The sequence below is a fragment of the Amycolatopsis sp. NPDC004772 genome (genome assembly GCF_053601215.1).
Map to the genome: position 1 here is coordinate 10732 of NZ_JBSGBK010000035.1, position 16640 is coordinate 27371.

Annotated in this window: 16 protein-coding genes; 8 read left to right on the forward strand and 8 right to left on the reverse strand. The window is 72.9% G+C overall.

Translation table 11 applies throughout. From position 1 onward, the window contains the following. Window positions 1-6: 6 nt before the first annotated feature. Together ACWEF6_RS21805 and ACWEF6_RS21810 are read right to left on the reverse strand one after the other, a co-directional pair. On the reverse strand, window positions 7-2958 hold the full coding sequence (locus ACWEF6_RS21805) for an AAA family ATPase (RefSeq protein WP_449684636.1): 2952 nt from the start codon (window positions 2956-2958) through the stop codon (window positions 7-9). Beyond that, entirely contained in the window at window positions 2955-4106 is a 1152-nt protein-coding gene (locus tag ACWEF6_RS21810) for an exonuclease SbcCD subunit D (RefSeq protein ID WP_449684637.1), read from the reverse strand. The genes ACWEF6_RS21805 and ACWEF6_RS21810 overlap by 4 nt, the downstream gene beginning before the upstream one ends. Before the next feature lie 226 nt (window positions 4107-4332). On the opposite strand from ACWEF6_RS21810, the gene ACWEF6_RS21815 reads away from it, so the two are divergent. Together ACWEF6_RS21815 and ACWEF6_RS21820 are read left to right on the forward strand one after the other, a co-directional pair. Continuing rightward, the gene (locus tag ACWEF6_RS21815; RefSeq protein ID WP_091317766.1) at window positions 4333-5247 is read left to right on the forward strand and encodes a DNA recombination protein RmuC; all 915 of its coding nucleotides are present in this window, start codon (window positions 4333-4335) and stop codon (window positions 5245-5247) included. Window positions 5248-5832: 585 nt separating this feature from the next. Further along, window positions 5833-6699: a DUF6542 domain-containing protein gene (locus ACWEF6_RS21820; RefSeq protein ID WP_449684638.1), complete on the forward strand. Its 867-nt coding sequence runs from the start codon at window positions 5833-5835 to the stop codon at window positions 6697-6699. An 86-nt stretch (window positions 6700-6785) separates the two neighbouring features. On the opposite strand, the gene ACWEF6_RS21825 is transcribed toward ACWEF6_RS21820, so the two are convergent. Then, complete coding sequence (locus ACWEF6_RS21825; protein WP_449684639.1) at window positions 6786-7781, reverse strand: 4-hydroxy-3-methylbut-2-enyl diphosphate reductase; 996 nt, start codon at window positions 7779-7781, stop codon at window positions 6786-6788. A 141-nt stretch (window positions 7782-7922) separates the two neighbouring features. On the opposite strand from ACWEF6_RS21825, the gene ACWEF6_RS21830 reads away from it, so the two are divergent. The 6 genes from ACWEF6_RS21830 (at window position 7923) to ACWEF6_RS21855 (ending at window position 12404) form a co-directional block, all read left to right on the forward strand. Continuing rightward, on the forward strand, window positions 7923-8642 hold the full coding sequence (locus tag ACWEF6_RS21830) for a lipid droplet-associated protein (RefSeq protein ID WP_449684640.1): 720 nt from the start codon (window positions 7923-7925) through the stop codon (window positions 8640-8642). Beyond that, complete coding sequence (gene xseA, locus ACWEF6_RS21835; RefSeq protein ID WP_449684641.1) at window positions 8639-9886, forward strand: exodeoxyribonuclease VII large subunit; 1248 nt, start codon at window positions 8639-8641, stop codon at window positions 9884-9886. Before ACWEF6_RS21830 ends, xseA begins: the two co-directional genes overlap by 4 nt. Next, a complete protein-coding gene (locus ACWEF6_RS21840; RefSeq protein ID WP_310973545.1) occupies window positions 9883-10287 on the forward strand; it encodes a hypothetical protein in 405 nt (134 codons plus the stop codon). Before xseA ends, ACWEF6_RS21840 begins: the two co-directional genes overlap by 4 nt. After that, window positions 10284-10511: an exodeoxyribonuclease VII small subunit gene (locus ACWEF6_RS21845; protein ID WP_449684642.1), complete on the forward strand. Its 228-nt coding sequence runs from the start codon at window positions 10284-10286 to the stop codon at window positions 10509-10511. Before ACWEF6_RS21840 ends, ACWEF6_RS21845 begins: the two co-directional genes overlap by 4 nt. Window positions 10512-10596: 85 nt before the next feature. After that, the gene (gene glpX / locus ACWEF6_RS21850; RefSeq protein ID WP_449684643.1) at window positions 10597-11646 is read left to right on the forward strand and encodes a class II fructose-bisphosphatase; all 1050 of its coding nucleotides are present in this window, start codon (window positions 10597-10599) and stop codon (window positions 11644-11646) included. An 8-nt stretch (window positions 11647-11654) separates the two neighbouring features. Then, window positions 11655-12404, forward strand: coding sequence for a S1 family peptidase (locus ACWEF6_RS21855; protein WP_449684644.1), 750 nt, complete (start codon window positions 11655-11657; stop codon window positions 12402-12404). Window position 12405: 1 nt separating this feature from the next. Here ACWEF6_RS21855 and ACWEF6_RS21860 read toward each other — a convergent pair whose 3' ends face one another. From ACWEF6_RS21860 to ACWEF6_RS21880, 5 genes are all read right to left on the reverse strand, one after another. Further along, entirely contained in the window at window positions 12406-13395 is a 990-nt protein-coding gene (locus ACWEF6_RS21860; RefSeq protein WP_449684645.1) for an NAD(P)/FAD-dependent oxidoreductase, read from the reverse strand. A 49-nt stretch (window positions 13396-13444) separates the two neighbouring features. Further along, on the reverse strand, window positions 13445-14092 hold the full coding sequence (locus tag ACWEF6_RS21865) for a TetR/AcrR family transcriptional regulator (protein WP_449684646.1): 648 nt from the start codon (window positions 14090-14092) through the stop codon (window positions 13445-13447). A 45-nt stretch (window positions 14093-14137) separates the two neighbouring features. Beyond that, complete coding sequence (locus tag ACWEF6_RS21870; protein ID WP_449684647.1) at window positions 14138-15439, reverse strand: lipase family protein; 1302 nt, start codon at window positions 15437-15439, stop codon at window positions 14138-14140. A gap of 85 nt (window positions 15440-15524) precedes the next feature. Then, window positions 15525-15989: an OsmC family protein gene (locus ACWEF6_RS21875; RefSeq protein ID WP_449684648.1), complete on the reverse strand. Its 465-nt coding sequence runs from the start codon at window positions 15987-15989 to the stop codon at window positions 15525-15527. Next, window positions 15986-16618: a GntR family transcriptional regulator gene (locus ACWEF6_RS21880; protein WP_449684649.1), complete on the reverse strand. Its 633-nt coding sequence runs from the start codon at window positions 16616-16618 to the stop codon at window positions 15986-15988. Before ACWEF6_RS21880 ends, ACWEF6_RS21875 begins: the two co-directional genes overlap by 4 nt. Between the last annotated feature and the right edge of the window lie 22 nt (window positions 16619-16640).

Consider the following 16640-nt stretch of genomic DNA (forward strand, 5'->3'; position numbering starts at 1 on the left):
CAGTGCTCAGCCCGCGCGCACCTCCAATGTGGAGCCCGTGCGGGACTTGCGGACGCGCAGCCGGGTCGGGATGCGCTGCCGCAGTTCCTCGACGTGCGACACGAGCCCGACCACCCGCCCGCCGGCCCGCAGTTCGTCGAGGATGTTCATCACGACGTCGAGGGTTTCGGCGTCCAGCGTGCCGAAGCCCTCGTCGACGAACAGCGTGTCCAGGAGCGCGCCGCCGGTCTCCCCCGCGACGACGTCGGCCAGCCCCAGCGCGAGGGCCAGCGACGCGAGGAACGACTCCCCGCCGGACAAGGTCTTCGCCGGCCGGATGGTGCCCGAGTAGTCGTCGAGCACGTCGATGCCCAGCCCGCCGCGGGTGCCGCGCGCGCCGGCCGCGTCCGAGTGCACGAACGAGTACCGGCCCTGGCTCATCGTGCGCAGCCGGTGCGTGGCCGCGACCGCGACTTCCTCGAGGCGCGCCGCCAGGACGTACGACCGCAACGACATCTTGCGGCTGTTCTGCCCACGCCCGTTGACGACCTCCGCGAGCGCCCGCAGCTCGGCGTACTGCGCTTCGGCCGGCGCGAGCCCGGCCAGCGCCTTGCGCAGCAGCGCCGCCAGCCGGGTCAGCTGCTCGTGCTGCGCGGTGGCCACTCGCAGCGCCGCGTACGCGGAATCGGCGCGGGCCCGGGCCAGCTGGGCCGCGTCGGCCGCGCGGCCGACGTCCGCCACGTCGTCCGGCGAGATCCCGAACAGGTCCGGCTCGGCCAGCAGGGCCCGCGCGCCCGCGGCGGCCGCCTCGGCCTCGGCGATGCCCTGCTCCAGCTTCTCGATCTGCTCGTCCGGCAGCATCGCGGCCCGCGCCTTCTTCAGCGACGTGAACCCCTTCGCCTGCACCGCCGCCTCGACCAGCGTTTTCTGCTGGGCAACGCGTTCCCGGGCGCCGGCCACCGCCGTCCGCGCCTCCGCGACCGCCTCCAGGGCCTCGGCCAGGCCGAGGAGGTGCTGCCGCCGCGCGCCGACGTCCGCGAACTCACCCCGCCCGGCGACCAGGCGGCGTTCCCGCTCGGCCAGCCGCTCCTCCAGGGCCCGGACGTCGGTGGTGGCTTCGGTCGCCGCCTGTTCGGCCCGCCTCAGCCGTTCGCTCCGGGCTTCCAGGTCGCGCTCCAGCAGCACCACCTGCTGGCCCAGTTTCGCCTTGGCGGCGGCCTGCTCGGTCAGGGCGGCGACGGTGGCGCGGGCGTCCGCCAGCTCGGCGGTGATCGACTCGGCGGTGCGCCCGGCCAGCCGCTCGATCAGCCCGGCCAACCGAGCCTTCGCCTCTTCCAGCGCGACGACGACCCGCTGCCGCAGCACGTCCGCGGCCTGCTCGGCTTCCTCGGCCGCGCGTTCCTCGGCCGGGTCGACCAGCTCGACGTCCCGGCTCGCCTTCGCCGGATGGTCGGCCGATCCGCACACCGGGCACGGCGCGCCGTCGGCCAACGCGGCGGCCAGCTCGGCCGCCATCCCGTCCAGCCGCCGCTCCCGCAGGTCGAGCCGGCGCTGCCGGGCCGCCTGATGCTTGTCGACGACCTCGCGCAGTTTCGCTTCGCCTCGCTGGACTTTCGCCTCGGCCTCGGGCAGTTCGGCCGCGTCCCGCGCGAAGGCGCGCAGCTCATCCACCTTTGCCTTGGCGCCATCGAGCTTCGCCTCGGCTTCAGCCGCGGTCAGGGCGTCCGCGCGCAATTTCGCCAGCTGGCCCGGGATCGCGGCCAGCTCACCGGTCAGCTCCTCGACCTGCTGCTGCGCCGTGACGGCGGCGAGCTTCCGGTCGTCCCGACGCATGACGTCGAGCGCCTGCTGTTCGGCCTCGGCGACCAGCTCGGCGACCGCGCCCGCCTCTTCGTGGGCCGTGGCCGCCCGGGCTTTCAGATCACCGGCCGCCCTGGTGCCGAACTCCCGCAGCCGGGCGCCGCGGGCCTTCTCCTCCTGTTCGGCTTCGGCCAGCTCGGCGGCCCGCCTGTCCAGCAAGTCAGCCTCGACGGCGACACCCGCCGCCCGCCGCGCGGCCGCGACTTCCTGCGCCCACTCGGCCCGCTGTGGCGCCTGCTCGGTGATTTCGAGCAGCCGCAGGTGCGCGTTGCGGACCCGCCGGATCTTCTCCGCGCCCGCGCGTTCTTCCTGGAGGTAGACGTCCGCGCGCTGGGCGGCCGAGCGTGCCCGCTCCTCCTCGGCCGTCACCTGCCCGACGCGGGCCTCCGACGCGTCGAGCACGGTGTCGACCCACGCGGCCACGTCCGTCTCGGGTGGCTCCTGCTGGGCCTCCTGCGCGTAGCGGGCCAGCAGCTCCCGGACGTCCCGCTGCCGCGCGTCCAGCTCACGGCCGCGCTCGGCGCGCAGGTCGGCGAACCAGCGTTCGACGTCGGCGAAGCGTTCGGTGCCGAACAGCCGCTCCAGGAGTTTCTCGCGCTCGGCGGTGTCCGAACGCAGGAAGCGGGCGAACTCGCCCTGGGGCAGCAGCACCACCTGGAAGAACTGGGCCGCGGTCATCCCGAGCAGCCGCTCGACCGTGCGCGCGACCTCTTCGATCCGGATCAGGCCCTCCGGCGCCAGCCCGGCGGGCGCCGTGCCGACCCAGCTCAGCGACACCCGCGCCTGCTGGGTGGTCGTGCCCTCACCGCGCCGCTTCGGCCGCTGGTACTCGGGATTGCGCACGATCTTCAGCCGGTGCCCCTGCACGGTAAGCTCGAGCGCGACCTCGGTGACCTGGTCGGGCTCCGCGAGGTCGCAGCGCAAACGCTTGGCCTCGTTGCGGGCGCCGGGAACCACGCCGAACAACGCGAACGCGATCGCGTCGAGCAGCGTCGTCTTGCCCGCGCCGGTTTCGCCGTGCAGGAGGAAGAGACCGTCGGCGCCGAGCACGTCGAAGTCGACCACTTCGCGTGCGCAGTACGGCCCGAAGGCTTCGACCTCCAGCCTGTGCAGCCTCATTTCGCGAGGGCCCCCCGGTCGGCCGCTTCCAGGGCCTGGAACAGGAGCTGCTCTTCGCTCTCGGTCGGCGGGGCGCCGCGGCAGTCGTCGAGAAAGCTGCGCGAGACCTCGATGTCGGACCGGCCGCGGACGGCGTCGGAGTAGCGCAGCGGGGCGCCGGCGTGCCCGCCCGCGGGCTCCCACTCCAGGTGCACCGCGTACGGGAACCGCTCGCGCAGGCGCCGCATCGCGTCGACCGGGCGCACGCGATCGGTGACGGTGACCGACAGGAAGTGGTCTCGGTAGGCGTCGTGCTCCGGGGCCGTCAAGAGGTTCTCGATTTCGCCTTCGAGGGTGGCGAGTTGCCGCGGCACGGGCAGTTCGTGCCGCCGCACCTCGTGCAGGCCGTGCGCGCTCAGGTCGACCAGCCAGACCGATTTGCGTTGGCGCGCCTCGGAAAACGAGTACGCCAGCGGGCTGCCGGAGTACCGCAGGTGCTCGGCGAGCGTCTGCGGGCCGTGGAGGTGGCCCAGCGCCACGTAGTCGACGCCGTCGAAGACCGAGCCGGGCACCTGCTCGACGCCGCCGACCGCGATGGTGCGTTCGCTGTCGGTGGGTTCGCCGCCGGTGACGAACGCGTGCGCGAGCACGACCGAGCGGACGCCGGGCCGGGTTCCGACGTCCGCGCGGATCCGGCGCATGGCCTCGGTGAGCACGCCGGTGTGGCCGCGCGCGTCCGGCGCGCCGAGTGCGTGGCGCGCCGGTTCCGGTTCGAGGTAAGGAATGCCGTAGACGGCGACGGCCCCACGAGCGTCTTCGAGCAGGACCGGTTCGGCCAGCCCGGCGACGGTGGTGCGCAGGTGGAGGCCGCCGGCCGCGGCGAATTCCGCGAAGGCGCCGAGGCGGGGTGCCGAGTCGTGGTTCCCAGGCGTGACAACCAGTTGCGCGCCGGCTGCGCGGATCCGGGCGACGGCCCTGGTGGCCACCCGCACAGCCTCGGCGGAGGGGACCGCGCGGTCGTAGATGTCGCCTGCCACCAGGACAGCGTCGATCGCCTCGCCGGCCACGAGGTCGGCGAGGTGCCCGAGCACCGCTTCCTGTTCCGCGAGCAGGTCGGCGCCGTGGAACGTGCGGCCGACGTGCCAGTCGGAGGTGTGCAGGAATCTCACGAGGGGCAACGGTACGACCCCGCTCCGACGAAATCGCGCAGGCACGCCGCCTTCTCACTCGAACGTGTGTACTAACACGAGCGGGCAAGATCGGACACGCCCTTCGCGGAATCGATGTGTTCGCAGGTCAGCTACCCAGAGCGACGGATCGGGTGCGGTTTTTGTCGGTGGGGTCCGCCATGATGTCTGCGAGCCCCGGAGCTCGGGTTGGGATGGAGGAGGCGAAGTGGCGACAGTGCTGACGACGGCGGCGATCGTGCTGGCGGTCCTGCTGCTGTTCGCCGTCGCGCTGTTGTGGCGGCTGTACCAGGACGGGATGCGCCGGGCGGACGCGGCGGCCCGGCTGGTGGCGGCCGAGCGGGCCAAGGCGGACCAGCAGCAGCTGGCGCTGCGGCGTTACGAGGTGGCGTTCGCCTCGATCAGCGGCCGGGGCGAGCTGGGCGAGCAGGTCCTGGTCGAGACGGCCCGGGCGCTGGGCCTGCGCGAGGACCTGCACTTCACGCTCCAGACGGACTTGGGCGGCGGCGGCTCGGCCAAGCCGGACATGGTCCTGCGCGTGGGCGGCGACCGGACGGTCCCGGTGGACGCGAAGGCGAGCATGGCGACGTGGTCCGAAGCGGTGGAGACGGACGACCCGGACGAGCGGCTGGACGCGTTGCGCGCGCACGTCCGCCAGATCCGCTCCCGCGCGGCCGAGCTGGCGGGCAAGGGCTACCAGCGCTGGGCGGACGCGATCTACGGAACGATCATGTTCGTCCCCTCGGACGCGGCGGTGGTCGCGGCGCTGGACACGGACCCGGAGCTGCTGCGCTGGCTGATCGACCGCCGGGTGTTCTTGTGCGGCCCGACGGGCTTCGGAGTGCTGGCCTCGGCGGCGCTGTTCGCGGCGAGCGACCGGACGCTGGAGGCGGACGTGGAGCAGGTCCGAGCCGGCGCGGCGGCCGCCCACCGGGCGGCGGGTGGTGCGGTGGAGGCGTTGAACCTGTCGAGCACGCACCTGCAGCGGTTCCTGTCGGCGCGACGGCGGGAGCTGGAGGCGCTGGAGACGTTCCGGTCGACGGTGGCGCCGTTGACGGAGGCGTCGGGAAGCCCGGCCGCCGTGCCGACGGTGCGGAAGGGGGACGAACTGGCGGCTAGTTGAGGAGGTGCCCGGGCGAGCGCGTCCGGGAGTCTGGCGAGGCCCGGCCTGCGGGTGCGGGCAAACCCGAGCGCGGGGTGAGTGCGGCCGAAGTTTCCGGCGGCTGGTCTGGCTTGTGAGCCGGCCAGCGGGTCGGGCGGGCGCGGCCGGGGGTCCGGCAAGGCCGAGCCTGCGGGTCGGCGAGCAAGCCGGGCCGGGCGCAAGCCCACCCCGCCGCCGAGCCGAGCGCGGCCGCCGGCTCGGCGAGCAAGCCCGGCCAGGTGCACACGAGGCGGCAGCCCGGCGGGCCATCGAGCCGGGCGCAACCCCGGCTTGCTGCCAGGCCGAGCGTGGCCGCGGCCGCCTGACCAGCGTATTCACGGATCCGGCCGCCACCGCCTGCCTCTCCACCGGTCAGGCGGCCTGGCCACTCCTCCACCCGTGAGTTGTCGTCGGCGTCCCGCCCGAGGCACCCTTGCTCCAGCGGGCCGCCGGCTCGCTCGCCAGCGCTGTCCCACGCCGCCGGAGGGGGCTCCGCCGGTGGCTGTCGGCCCACGTCGGCGGCGGTGCTGGCAAGATCTTCACAACCACGAGATACGGTGTTGCCCTGTGACCGCGATTCGCGATCGCCAGAGCGATCCAGATGCCGACGACGTCCCCGTTGCGTGGGACGAGCGTCCTGTCGTCGGTTCGAGGCGCGGACTGCCCTGGTGGGCGGCGGTCCTGGTCGGCCTCGGCCTGGCGATCGTTGGCGCCCTCCTGGGCAAGCCCAGCCAGGGCAGCATCCCGGTGGTCTTCACCGTCTGCTACATCGCCGGGGCCGTGATCGCGGTCTGCGCGGTGAAGCGCCGCGGCCTGTTCGGGCCCATGGTGATGCCGCCGCTGGTGCTGGCCGTGACCGTGCCCGGCGTGATCCTGCTGACGTCCGGCTCGCAGGGCGACGACATGCTGTCGAAGGCGCTGAACATCGGCACCCCGCTGATCAACGGCTTCCCCACCATGGCCATCACCACCGGCATCACGCTGCTGATCGGCTTCGTCCGCATCTTCCGCGAGCGCGACCCGGACGCCCCGAAGAAGGGCAAGAAGACCGACGAGCGCGCGAGCGAGCGACCGCGGCCGGCCGGGTCGAACCGGACCGGGCAGACGCCGCTCCCGCAAGGCGCCCGCCGTGGCCGGGAAGGCGAACCGCCGCCGCGCCGTCCGCGGCCCCCGGCGGACGGCGAACGCCGTGCTCCCCGCCAAGGTGCCCCCGCCGAACGCGACCGCGGCACCCGCAAGCCCCCGCCCGCCGGCCGGCGCACGCCGCGTCCGGACGAAGGCGACCCGCGTCGGCGCGAGGCGCGTGGGGACGCTCCGCGACGGCGTCCGCGCCCGCCAGAGGACGGCCGTGACGCCCCGCCGCCCCGTCGGCCGTCCGGTGGGCGGAGCACTCCGCCGCGGCGGAACCGTCCCTGGGACGAAGAAGAACGCTGACCCGAGAGCGTGATCAGAGTCATCACGCGTGATCGGAGGGACGGCACGGCGGCGAGCCGCGGAAGCGACCCGCCGCCGAAGTGGCCTCAGACCTTCCGCAGTTCCTTCGGCGGCGCGAAGGTGATCTTCTCGTTGGCCGTCGTGACCTCGTCGACGTCGCCGTAGCCGCGCTCGGCGAGCCAGGCCAGGAGGTCCATCACCAGCTCGTCCGGGACCGATGCGCCGGAAGTCACACCCACCGTCGTCACGCCGTCGAGCCATGCCTCGTCGACCTCGTGCGCGAAGTCGACCAGGTACGACGCCCGCGCCCCCGCCTTCAGGGCCACCTCGACCAGGCGCTTCGAGTTGGACGAGTTCGTCGACCCGACCACCAGCACCAGGTCGCACTCCGCGGCCATGGCCTTGACCGCGACCTGGCGGTTCGTCGTCGCGTAGCAGATGTCGTCGCTCGGCGGGTCCGCCAGACCCGGGAAGCGCTCGCGGAGCTGGTCGACGCGCTCCATCGTCTCGTCGACCGACAGCGTCGTCTGGGACAGCCAGATCACCTTCGACGGGTCGCGCACCTGGACCTTGTCGACGTCCTCGGCCTTGTCGACCAGCTGGACCTTGTCCGGCGCCTCGCCGGCGGTGCCCTCGACCTCTTCGTGGCCCTCGTGGCCGATCAGCAGGATGTCGTAGTCGTCCTTCGCGAACCGGTTGACCTCTTTGTGCACCTTCGTCACCAGGGGGCAGGTCGCGTCGATCGTGCGCAGGTTCCGGTCCGCGGCCTCCTGGTGCACCATCGGCGAGACGCCGTGGGCGGAGAACACCACCAGCGCCCCCTCGGGCACCTCGGACGTCTCGTCGACGAAGATCGCGCCGCGTTCGCGCAGCGTCTCGACGACGTGCTTGTTGTGCACGATCTCCTTGCGGACGTACACCGGCGCGCCGTAGACCTCGAGGGCTTTCTCCACGGCGATCACCGCGCGGTCGACGCCCGCGCAGTAACCACGGGGTTTGGCGAGCAGGACCCGCTTGCCGGAAGCGGTTCCGGTGATCGTCGGGGTACCCGCGGGCTCGATTCCGGGACTCGCTGAACTCATGCCCCCAGGGTACGGGCAGCCACGAGACGACCTCGAAGTCCCTTTCGGGTGAGCTTCGTCCCCCTGACGAGTTGTGCCGGGCGTCACGCGCTGCGCGCGTCCGGTTGGGCAGGAGCGGCGGTCATGCGGCAGGCTGGACCCATGAAGCCATTCCCGCTCCCCCTCCGGGTCGCCGCGGGCCTCGCCGTCTCCACCGCCGAGCGGGTTCGCGAACTTCCCCGGCAGCTGGCCGGGCTCCCGGTGACCGTGGTCAGCCAGGTGCTGCAGGCCTCCATGCGGGTGCAGCAGCACGTCACCGAGCTGGCGATCAAGGGCGACAGTGCCCTGTCGAGCCTGCGCCCGATCGAAAACACCCCCAGCTGGGCGACGTTCGACGAGGACGCCGAACCGGACGTCCCGCCGGCCCGGCCGAAGTTCGCCGACGTGCCCGAGCCGCGCACGGAGATCAACGGCCGCGTGCCGTCGGCCTCCGAGCTCGAGGCCGAGCTCGGCGATCCGTGGGCCGACGAGGAACGCGCCCTCGCCGAGGACCACGCCGACGGCGAGAACGACAGCGAGGACGAGCCGCCGAAGACGCCCAAGCCCGGCACGCCCAAGGTCGACAAGAAGACCAAGAACGAGACGCCGAGGACCAGCGCCGGAGGGTACGAAGGTCCGGCCGGGCTGACCGGCTACGACCAGCTCACCCTCCCGCAGCTGCGGGCCCGGCTGCGCCAGCTGTCGATCGAGCAGCTCGAGACGATCCTCGAGTACGAACGCGCCCACGCCGACCGCGCGTCGTTCACCGGCATGCTGTCCCGCCGGATCGCCAACGCCCGCAAGACGGAAGAGGCCGGGGAAGACGGCGCGGACGGCCGGTGAGCACCGAGTCCGCACAGGCTCCCGCCAGCACCGCGGAGGCGCCGTGGCCGGTCCGGACCGTCGCGCGCAAGATCGGCGACTGGATCCACCGGCTCGGCGCGGTCTGGGTCGAAGGCCAGGTCACCCAGGTCAGCTCGCGCCCGAACACGCAGACGGCGTTCCTGACGCTGCGCGACCCCTCGGCGGACGTCTCGATGTCCGTCACCTGCCCGAACTGGCTGATCCGCGAGATGGAGCCGCCGCTGCGGGAGGGCGCGAGCGTCGTCGTGCACGCAAAGCCGTCGTACTTCTTCGGCCGCGGCACGATCAGCCTGCGCGCCGACCAGATCCGCGCCGTCGGCATCGGTGAGCTGCTGGCCCGGATCGAACGGCTGCGCAAGCTGCTGGCCGCCGAAGGCCTGTTCTCGCCGCAGCGCAAGCGGCCGATCCCGTTCCTGCCGAAGGGCGTCGGGCTGATCACCGGCCGCGCGTCGGCGGCGGAGCGGGACGTGCTGGCCAACGCCCAGCGCCGGTGGCCGCACGTGCGGATCAAGGTGCTCAACACGGCCGTCCAGGGCTCGCAGGCCGTCCCGCAGGTCATGCGGGCGCTGCGGATCTTCGACGCCGACCCCGAGATCGACGTCATCGTCATCGCCCGCGGCGGCGGCAGCGTCGAGGACCTGCTGCCGTTCTCCGACGAAGCGCTCTGCCGCGCGGTGTCGGCCGCCGGCACGCCCGTGGTCAGCGCGATCGGGCACGAACCCGACACCCCGCTGCTCGACCACGTCGCCGACCTGCGCTGCTCGACGCCGACCGACGCCGGCAAGCGGATCGTGCCGGACGTCCGCGAGGAGACCGACCGCGTCCGGCAGATGCGCGACCGCGGGCGCCGCGCCCTGCACGGCTGGGTCGACACCCAGGCGCGGCTGCTCAACCAGATCCGCAGCCGCCCGGCGCTGGCCGACCCGCTGGGTCCGGTCCAGCGGCGGCAGGACGACGTCGACGTCCACCGCGAACGCGCCCGCCGCGCCATGCTGAGCCTGCTGGCCAAGGACCAGGCCGAAATCGCGAACGCGCGGGCCCGGCTCACCGCGCTCGGCCCGGCGGCGACGCTGGCCCGCGGGTACGCGGTCGTGCAGTTCGTCGACGCCGAAGGCAACCTCCAGGTACTCCGCTCCGTCTCCGAAGTCGAGGCCGGTGCCCAGTTGCGCGTGCGCGTGGGTGACGGCGCGATCAAGGCGGTGGCGGAAGGAGAGCAGGAGTGAAGGTGACGTTCCTCCCGCTCACCGTGGACGCCGCCCGCCGGCTGGGCGCGCGTCCGCTGCTGGACCAGGCGGTCCGCACCGACCGGGCCGCCGCCGAGTGCTGGACGGCCCTGCTCGCCGGGTGCGGCACCGCGGCCCGCCGCGACCTGGGCCCGCAGCTGCGCCGGCTGTCCGAGGTGACGTCGATGCAGGTCGGCTCGCGCTGGTGGTTCGCCGAGGGCGCGGGGCACCGCAAGCGGGTGGCCGGGGCGCAGGAGAACCTCGAAGAGGCGATCGCGGACGGTGACGGGCAGGAGTTCGCTCTCGCCTTCGTGGGTTACGACCACGCGATGGCCAGCGCGGTAGTGTGCGCGAACAGCGCCAACCCATCAGCCCGGAAGGTCGGAGAACACCGAGCGTGAGTGAAACAGCCAGCGAGGAACTCGGCTACGAGCAGGCGCGCGACAGGCTCGTCGAGGTCGTCCGCGAGCTCGAAGCGGGCGGACTGTCGCTCGAGCAGTCGCTCGCGTTGTGGGAGAAGGGCGAGAAGCTCGCGAAGGTCTGTGAGCGCCATCTCGAAGGCGCCCGCGAGCGCATCGAGGCTGCTCTGGCCTCTGTGGAGGACGAAACCGCCGACGGTCAGTGACGTTTGCCATGCTCTCGGCATCGGGAAACCGGACAGGGATCTGACAGACTGGCTACCCGCCAGTTCCACGATCCGGGAGGCACAGATGCCCGCCGCAGACAGTCGTCGTGAAGCGCCCGACCGCAACCTCGCGATGGAGCTGGTCCGGGTCACCGAAGCGGCCGCGATGGCTGCCGGCCGGTGGGTCGGCCGCGGGGACAAGATCGGCGGGGACGGCGCGGCCGTCGACGCGATGCGCCAGCTCGTCTCGACCGTGTCCATGCGCGGGGTCGTGGTGATCGGCGAGGGTGAGAAGGACGAAGCGCCCATGCTGTTCAACGGCGAAGAGGTCGGCAACGGCGACGGCCCGGACTGCGACGTCGCGGTCGACCCGGTCGACGGCACCACGCTGATGGCCAAGGGCATGCCCAACGCCCTCGCCGTGCTCGCGGTGGCCGAGCGCGGCGCGATGTTCGACCCGTCCGCGGTGTTCTACATGGAAAAGCTGGCCGTCGGGCCGGACGCGGCCGGCAAGGTCGAGCTCGGCGCGCCGATCGCGGAGAACATCCGCCGGGTCGCCAAGGCCAAGCACAGCAGCGTCAGCGACGTCACCGTGTGCATCCTCGACCGCCCGCGCCACGAGCAGATCATCAAGGAGGTCCGCGAGGCGGGCGCGCGGATCCGGTTCATCTCCGACGGCGACGTCGCGGGCGCGATCGCCGCGGCCCGCCCGACCACCGGCGTCGACATGCTGATCGGCATCGGCGGCACCCCCGAGGGCATCATCGCGGCCTGCGCGATGAAGTGCCTCGGCGGCGAGCTGCAGGGCCGGCTGTGGCCGAAGGACGACGCCGAGCGCGAGAAGGCCCTCGGCGCGGGGCACGACCTCGACCGGATCCTGCTGAACGACGACCTCGTGCGCGGCGACAACGTCTTCTTCTGCGCCACCGGCGTCACCGACGGCGACCTGCTGCGCGGCGTCCACTACCGCGAGGGCGGCGCGACCACGCAGTCCATCGTGATGCGGTCCAAGTCCGGGACCGTCAGAATGATCGACGGCTACCACCGGCTGAACAAGCTGCGGGCGTACTCCTCGATCAACTTCGACGGCCACCTGGACGCGCCCGCCGACGACGTCGTGCCCCCGCTGCCGTAAGGAGATCCGTGCCCAGGCGACTGCTGGTTCTGCTGGCCCTGCTGCCGGTCCTGGTCCCGGGCACCGCCGCGGCCGCCCCCGCGATCGTCGGGGGCGCCGGCGCCGACCAGCCGTACCCGTTCACGGTGTCGCTGCACTCCGCGTCCGGCAAGCTGTTCTGCGCCGGCGCGCTGATCGCGCCCACCTGGGTGGTCACCGCCGCGCACTGCGCGTTCGACAAGACCCCGGCCACGATCTCGGTGCGCGCCGGCACGAACGACGTGCACCAGGGCGGCGAAACCGCTCAGGTCGCCGGGATCGTGGTGCACCCGGCGTTCAACACCCAGAGCCCGGCGGGCGACATCGCGTTGCTGCGGCTGGCCGCGCCCGCCGCGGCGGCGCCGATCGGGCTGGCGGCGGCCGCGTCGCCGGGGACCGCGACCCGGATCCTCGGCTGGGGCCAGACCTGCCCGAAGCTGAACTGCGGCGAGCTCCCCACGACGTTGCAGCAGCTCGACACGCGGATCGTCGAAGGCACCAAGTGCACGTCGGTGTTCGACGGCACGGCCGAGCTGTGCACCGACAACCCCGGCGGCAAGTCCGGGGCGTGCTTCGGCGATTCCGGCGGCCCGGAGATCGTGCGCGACGGCGACCACTGGCAGCTCGTCGGCGTCACCAGCCGGCCGGGCAACAACGAACCGGAATGCGCGACGGCGCCGTCGATCTACACCTCCGTCGTCGCCTACGCACCCTGGATCGCGGAGAAGACGAAGGCCTGACCTACTCGGCGTTGCTCGAGTGGCCCGGGAACAGGTGGGCGTCCGGATCGAGCGCGACGGCGATGTTGTTGACGGCCGTCGCGGCCTCGCCGAAGCCGGTCGCGATCAGCTTCACCTTCCCCGGGTACGCGGCGACGTCGCCGGCGGCGTAGACGCGTTCGCGCGCGGTCGCCATCGTCGAGTCCACGGCGATCGCGCGGTGGTGGATCTCCAGGCCCCAGCTCTCGATCGGGCCCAGGTCGGCGGTGAACCCGAGCGCCGCGACGACGGCGTTGGCCGCAAGCCGCTCTTCGCCGCTGCCCTTGATCGAGACGTCGACGGCTTCGAGCGAGCCGTCCGGCGCTTCGACGAACCGCGTGACCTCGGCGTCGGTGATGATCCGGGTGCCGAGCTCGCGCGCCTGGCGGACGATCGACTCGGCGGCGCGGAACTTCGCGCGCCGGTGCACCAGCGTCACGCTCGCCGCGACCGGGTGCAGCGCGAGGATCCAGTCGAACGCCGAGTCACCGCCGCCGACGACCACGACGTGCTGCCCCGCGTGCGCCTGCAGCGAGGGGACGAAGTGGACCATGCCGCGGCCCAGCCAGCCGTCGCCGGCCGGCAGCGGGCGCGGGGTGAACTCGCCGATGCCCGCGGTGATCAGCACCGCGCGGGCCCGCAGCGTCTCGCCGCCGTCGAGGGTCAGCTCGACGCCGTCGGCGGCCGGCTCCAGCTTTTCGGCCTTGCGGCCCAGCAGGTACTTCGGCTTGAACGGCGCGGCCTGCCGCACCAGGCCCTCGACCAGATCTCGGCCGCGGACCTCGGCGAACCCGCCGACGTCGTAGATCATCTTCTCGGGGTACATCGCGGTCACCTGGCCACCGGGCTCGGGCAGCGAGTCGACCACCGCCATCGAGAGGCCGCGGAACCCGGCGTAGTAGGCAGCGAACAGGCCCGTCGGGCCCGCGCCGATGATCACGATGTCGTAGGAGTCCCCAGGGACTTCAGTCATGCTCGCTCCAGCCAGTGGTGGATGGCGGTGATCGAGAACACAGCCGATCCTAGCCGGATTGCGCGGGGATGTTCCGGTGTCCGTGGAGGCCGAGCAGCCAGGTGTGCCGGATGGCTTCGCGGGCGCGGTCGTAGGCGTCGTCGGTGGCGAGCCAGATGGCCTGGGTGAGCAGTTCGATCGTCGCGGCGACGACGGTCCGCGCCGTGAACGGCGGCGGGAGCGGCCGGCCCGGCTCGGTCGTGCGCAGCCACACCGCCGTCCGGTCGAATACCGCTTCGCTCGCGCGCAGCATCTCCTCGCGTGCTTCGAGGCCCGCGTCGCCGAGGGCGTAGATCTCCAGCAGGACCGCGCGGGCCACCACCGGACGGCGGCGCACGTAGTCGACGACGACGTCGCCGCACGCGGTGACGGCGTCGAGCGGGCTCGGGGCCTCGACGGCCGCCGCGACGCCCTGGTCGAGGAATTCCGCGGTCACCGCCCGGTAGGCGGCCAGGAACGCGGCCTGCTTGCCGGTGAACTGCTCGTAGAACGACGTGCGGGAGACCCCCGCCGACGCCGTGATGTGGCCGACCGTGGTGGCCGCGTAGCCGCGTTCGCCGACGTTGACCAGGACCGCCTCGACCAGCCGGGCGCGCTGGACCTGCGCCACCTCTTCCCGGCTGAGGCTGTGCGGCCCTTTGGGGAGACGGGTCTGCATCGCGGCACCGTACCCGGCGGGCGGCCCCGCCGGGTACGGCCGCCGTCAGGCCGGCTGTTCCGGGTCGAGCGCGTTGCCCGCGGGGATGCGCCCGCAGCTCGACGGCGCCGCCTTCCCGGCGAACCGGTCGGTCAGCCAGGCGATCGCCGCGGGCGCCCACGCCGCCGCGCCGCCGACGTGGCTGAGCGCGTCGTACTGCGCGTACTCGATCGAGCGGTTGCCGGTGGCGCAGTACTGGCGGGCCAGCGCCCGGACGTCGCCGGCCACCATCACGCCGTCGCCGGTGCCGATGCCCGGGAGGTTGCTCGTGGTCCCTTCCAGGAACCCGGCGTTGCCCTGCGCGATGAACCCGGGCACCGACGGGGTCGGCGCGGACCCGATGTTGACCTTGTTCACCGCGGCGACGAACGGCGGCACCGAGTTCGGGTTCGCGTACGCGGGCTTCGCGATCTTCTGCCACGTCAGGCCCGGGTACCGGCCCAGGGCGGTGATGATCGACGCGTGCTCCAGCTCGTCGAGCACCTTCAGCCCGTACTCGCTCGCGTATGGCCGCAGGTCGATGTCGTAGCTGCGCGCGACGCCGATCAGCGCCATCGGGATGACGCCGGACCAGACCGGGCTGCCGCCGACGTACTTCAGGTTGTGCGCGGGGTCGACGAGCACGCCGCCTTCGGTGAAACCGACGAGGTTTTCGTTGACGTCCGGGGCATAACTCGGCGCCAGCGCGGCCGCCCAGCCGGTCGCGATCGCCCCGCCCGAGTAGCCGAGGAGGCCGAACTTCGTGCTCTTGGTCATCCCCGTCGCGGCCGAGCTCGTCACGGCCCGGATCGAGTCGAGCGTGTTCGTGCCGTACTCCGGCCCGGCGGCGAAGTCCGCGGTCTGCCCTTCGGTGTCGGGCACGACGACGTTGTAGCCCAGCAGGAGCGACGGCAGGAGCAGCAGCGACTCGCCGTTGGGCAGGAGGCCGCCGAGGGTGACGTCGCCGGCGATCGCCCGCGACGGCGCGTCCGCGGGGTCGAGCGAATCGTAGGCCGACTGGTACGACACGGCTTTCGTGGTGTCGCCGGTGATGCTGCGGACGACCGAGGTGACGTTCGCGGCCGGGCGGCCCTGCGCGTCGGTGGTCCGGTAGAGCAGCTGGACGGCCCGCACCGGCGTCGCGAGCCCGACGACGTGGTAGGCCAGGGTCCGGGTCTTGAGGACGGTCCCGGGCGCGTAGGACGACAGCGGCGCGCTGCCGTCGTAGGAGTAGAAGGAATCGGACGACGCGGCAGCGGCCGGAGTGGCCGGGGCGGCGGCGAGGGTCAGCGCGAGCGCGGCGGCGAACGCGGCGGTGCGAACGGTCATGACTCCCCTTTGAATCATGAAGCTGATCACGCGGATCGCCGTAACCTACCAGCGAGTAGGTGTCATGTACAGCCGCGTACACGATCTAGCGGCACCGCACCACCGGGACGTGCCGCACCGGGAAGTTCACCGAGTTCGCGATGAAGCACTGCTCGTGGGCGTCGTGGTGCAGCGCGGTCGCCTTTTCGGCCATGCTCGCGCCGGCCACCGTCACCTCCGGGCGCAGGACCACTTCGGCGAAACGGCCGCCGTGGGTGCCGTCCTCGCGCATGACACCGCTCGCGTGGTCGACGTAGCCGGTGACCACCACGCCCGCGCGGGCGCACACCGACAGGTACGTCAGCAGGTGGCACTGCGACAGCGTCGCGACGAGCAGGTCTTCGGGGTTCCAGCGGTCGGCCGCGCCCAGGAATCCCGGGTCGGCGGAGGCCGCCAGCGTGGGCTTGCCCGCCGCCTCGACGTCGTGGTCGCGGACGTAGCCGCGGTAGTGCGTGGTGCCGGGGTCGCCGCTCCAGCGCACCGTGACCGCGTAGTGGTGTTCCCTCCTCATGCTCCGGTTCCTCCCAGTGCGGACATCGTCGACAGGACGTGGGCGCGGGCCAAGGCGGCGGCGTCTTCGGGCCGCCCCTCGGTGATGGCGGCGACCAGGTGCCGGTGTTCCGCGTCGACCTGCGCGGTCCGGGCCGGCGCGGCCAGCGAGGCCCGGGTGGAGACGGTGATCCGATCCCAGAGCCGGTCGAGCGCCTCGGCCGCCGGCGGGTTGCCGGCGAGCACCGCGATGTGGCCGTGGAACGCCCGGTTGTGCCGGACGCCTTCGGCGAGATCGCCGCTCCGGGTCGCGCGATCCGCTTCGTCGGCGAGGTCCCCGAGGCGAGCCAGGTCGGCGGGCGCGAGTTCGCCCGCCCGACAGCGCTCCGCCGCCAGTTCCGCGGTCAACGCCTCCAGCGCGGCCCGCACGAGGTAGGCGTCCCGCAGGGCCTTCTCCCCCAGTTCGACCACGGTCACCCCGCGGCGGGCGGGCTCCACCAGGCCGTCGCTTTCCAGGCGCCGCAACGCTTCCCGCACCGGAGTGCGGCTGACGCCGAGCCGGTCGCACAGCTCCTGCTCGGTCACCGGCCGCCCCGCCGGGTAGGTCCCGAGCACGATCAGGCCGCGGACCTCGTCGTAGACCGAGTTCACGGACCACCTCCCGTTTCGCATC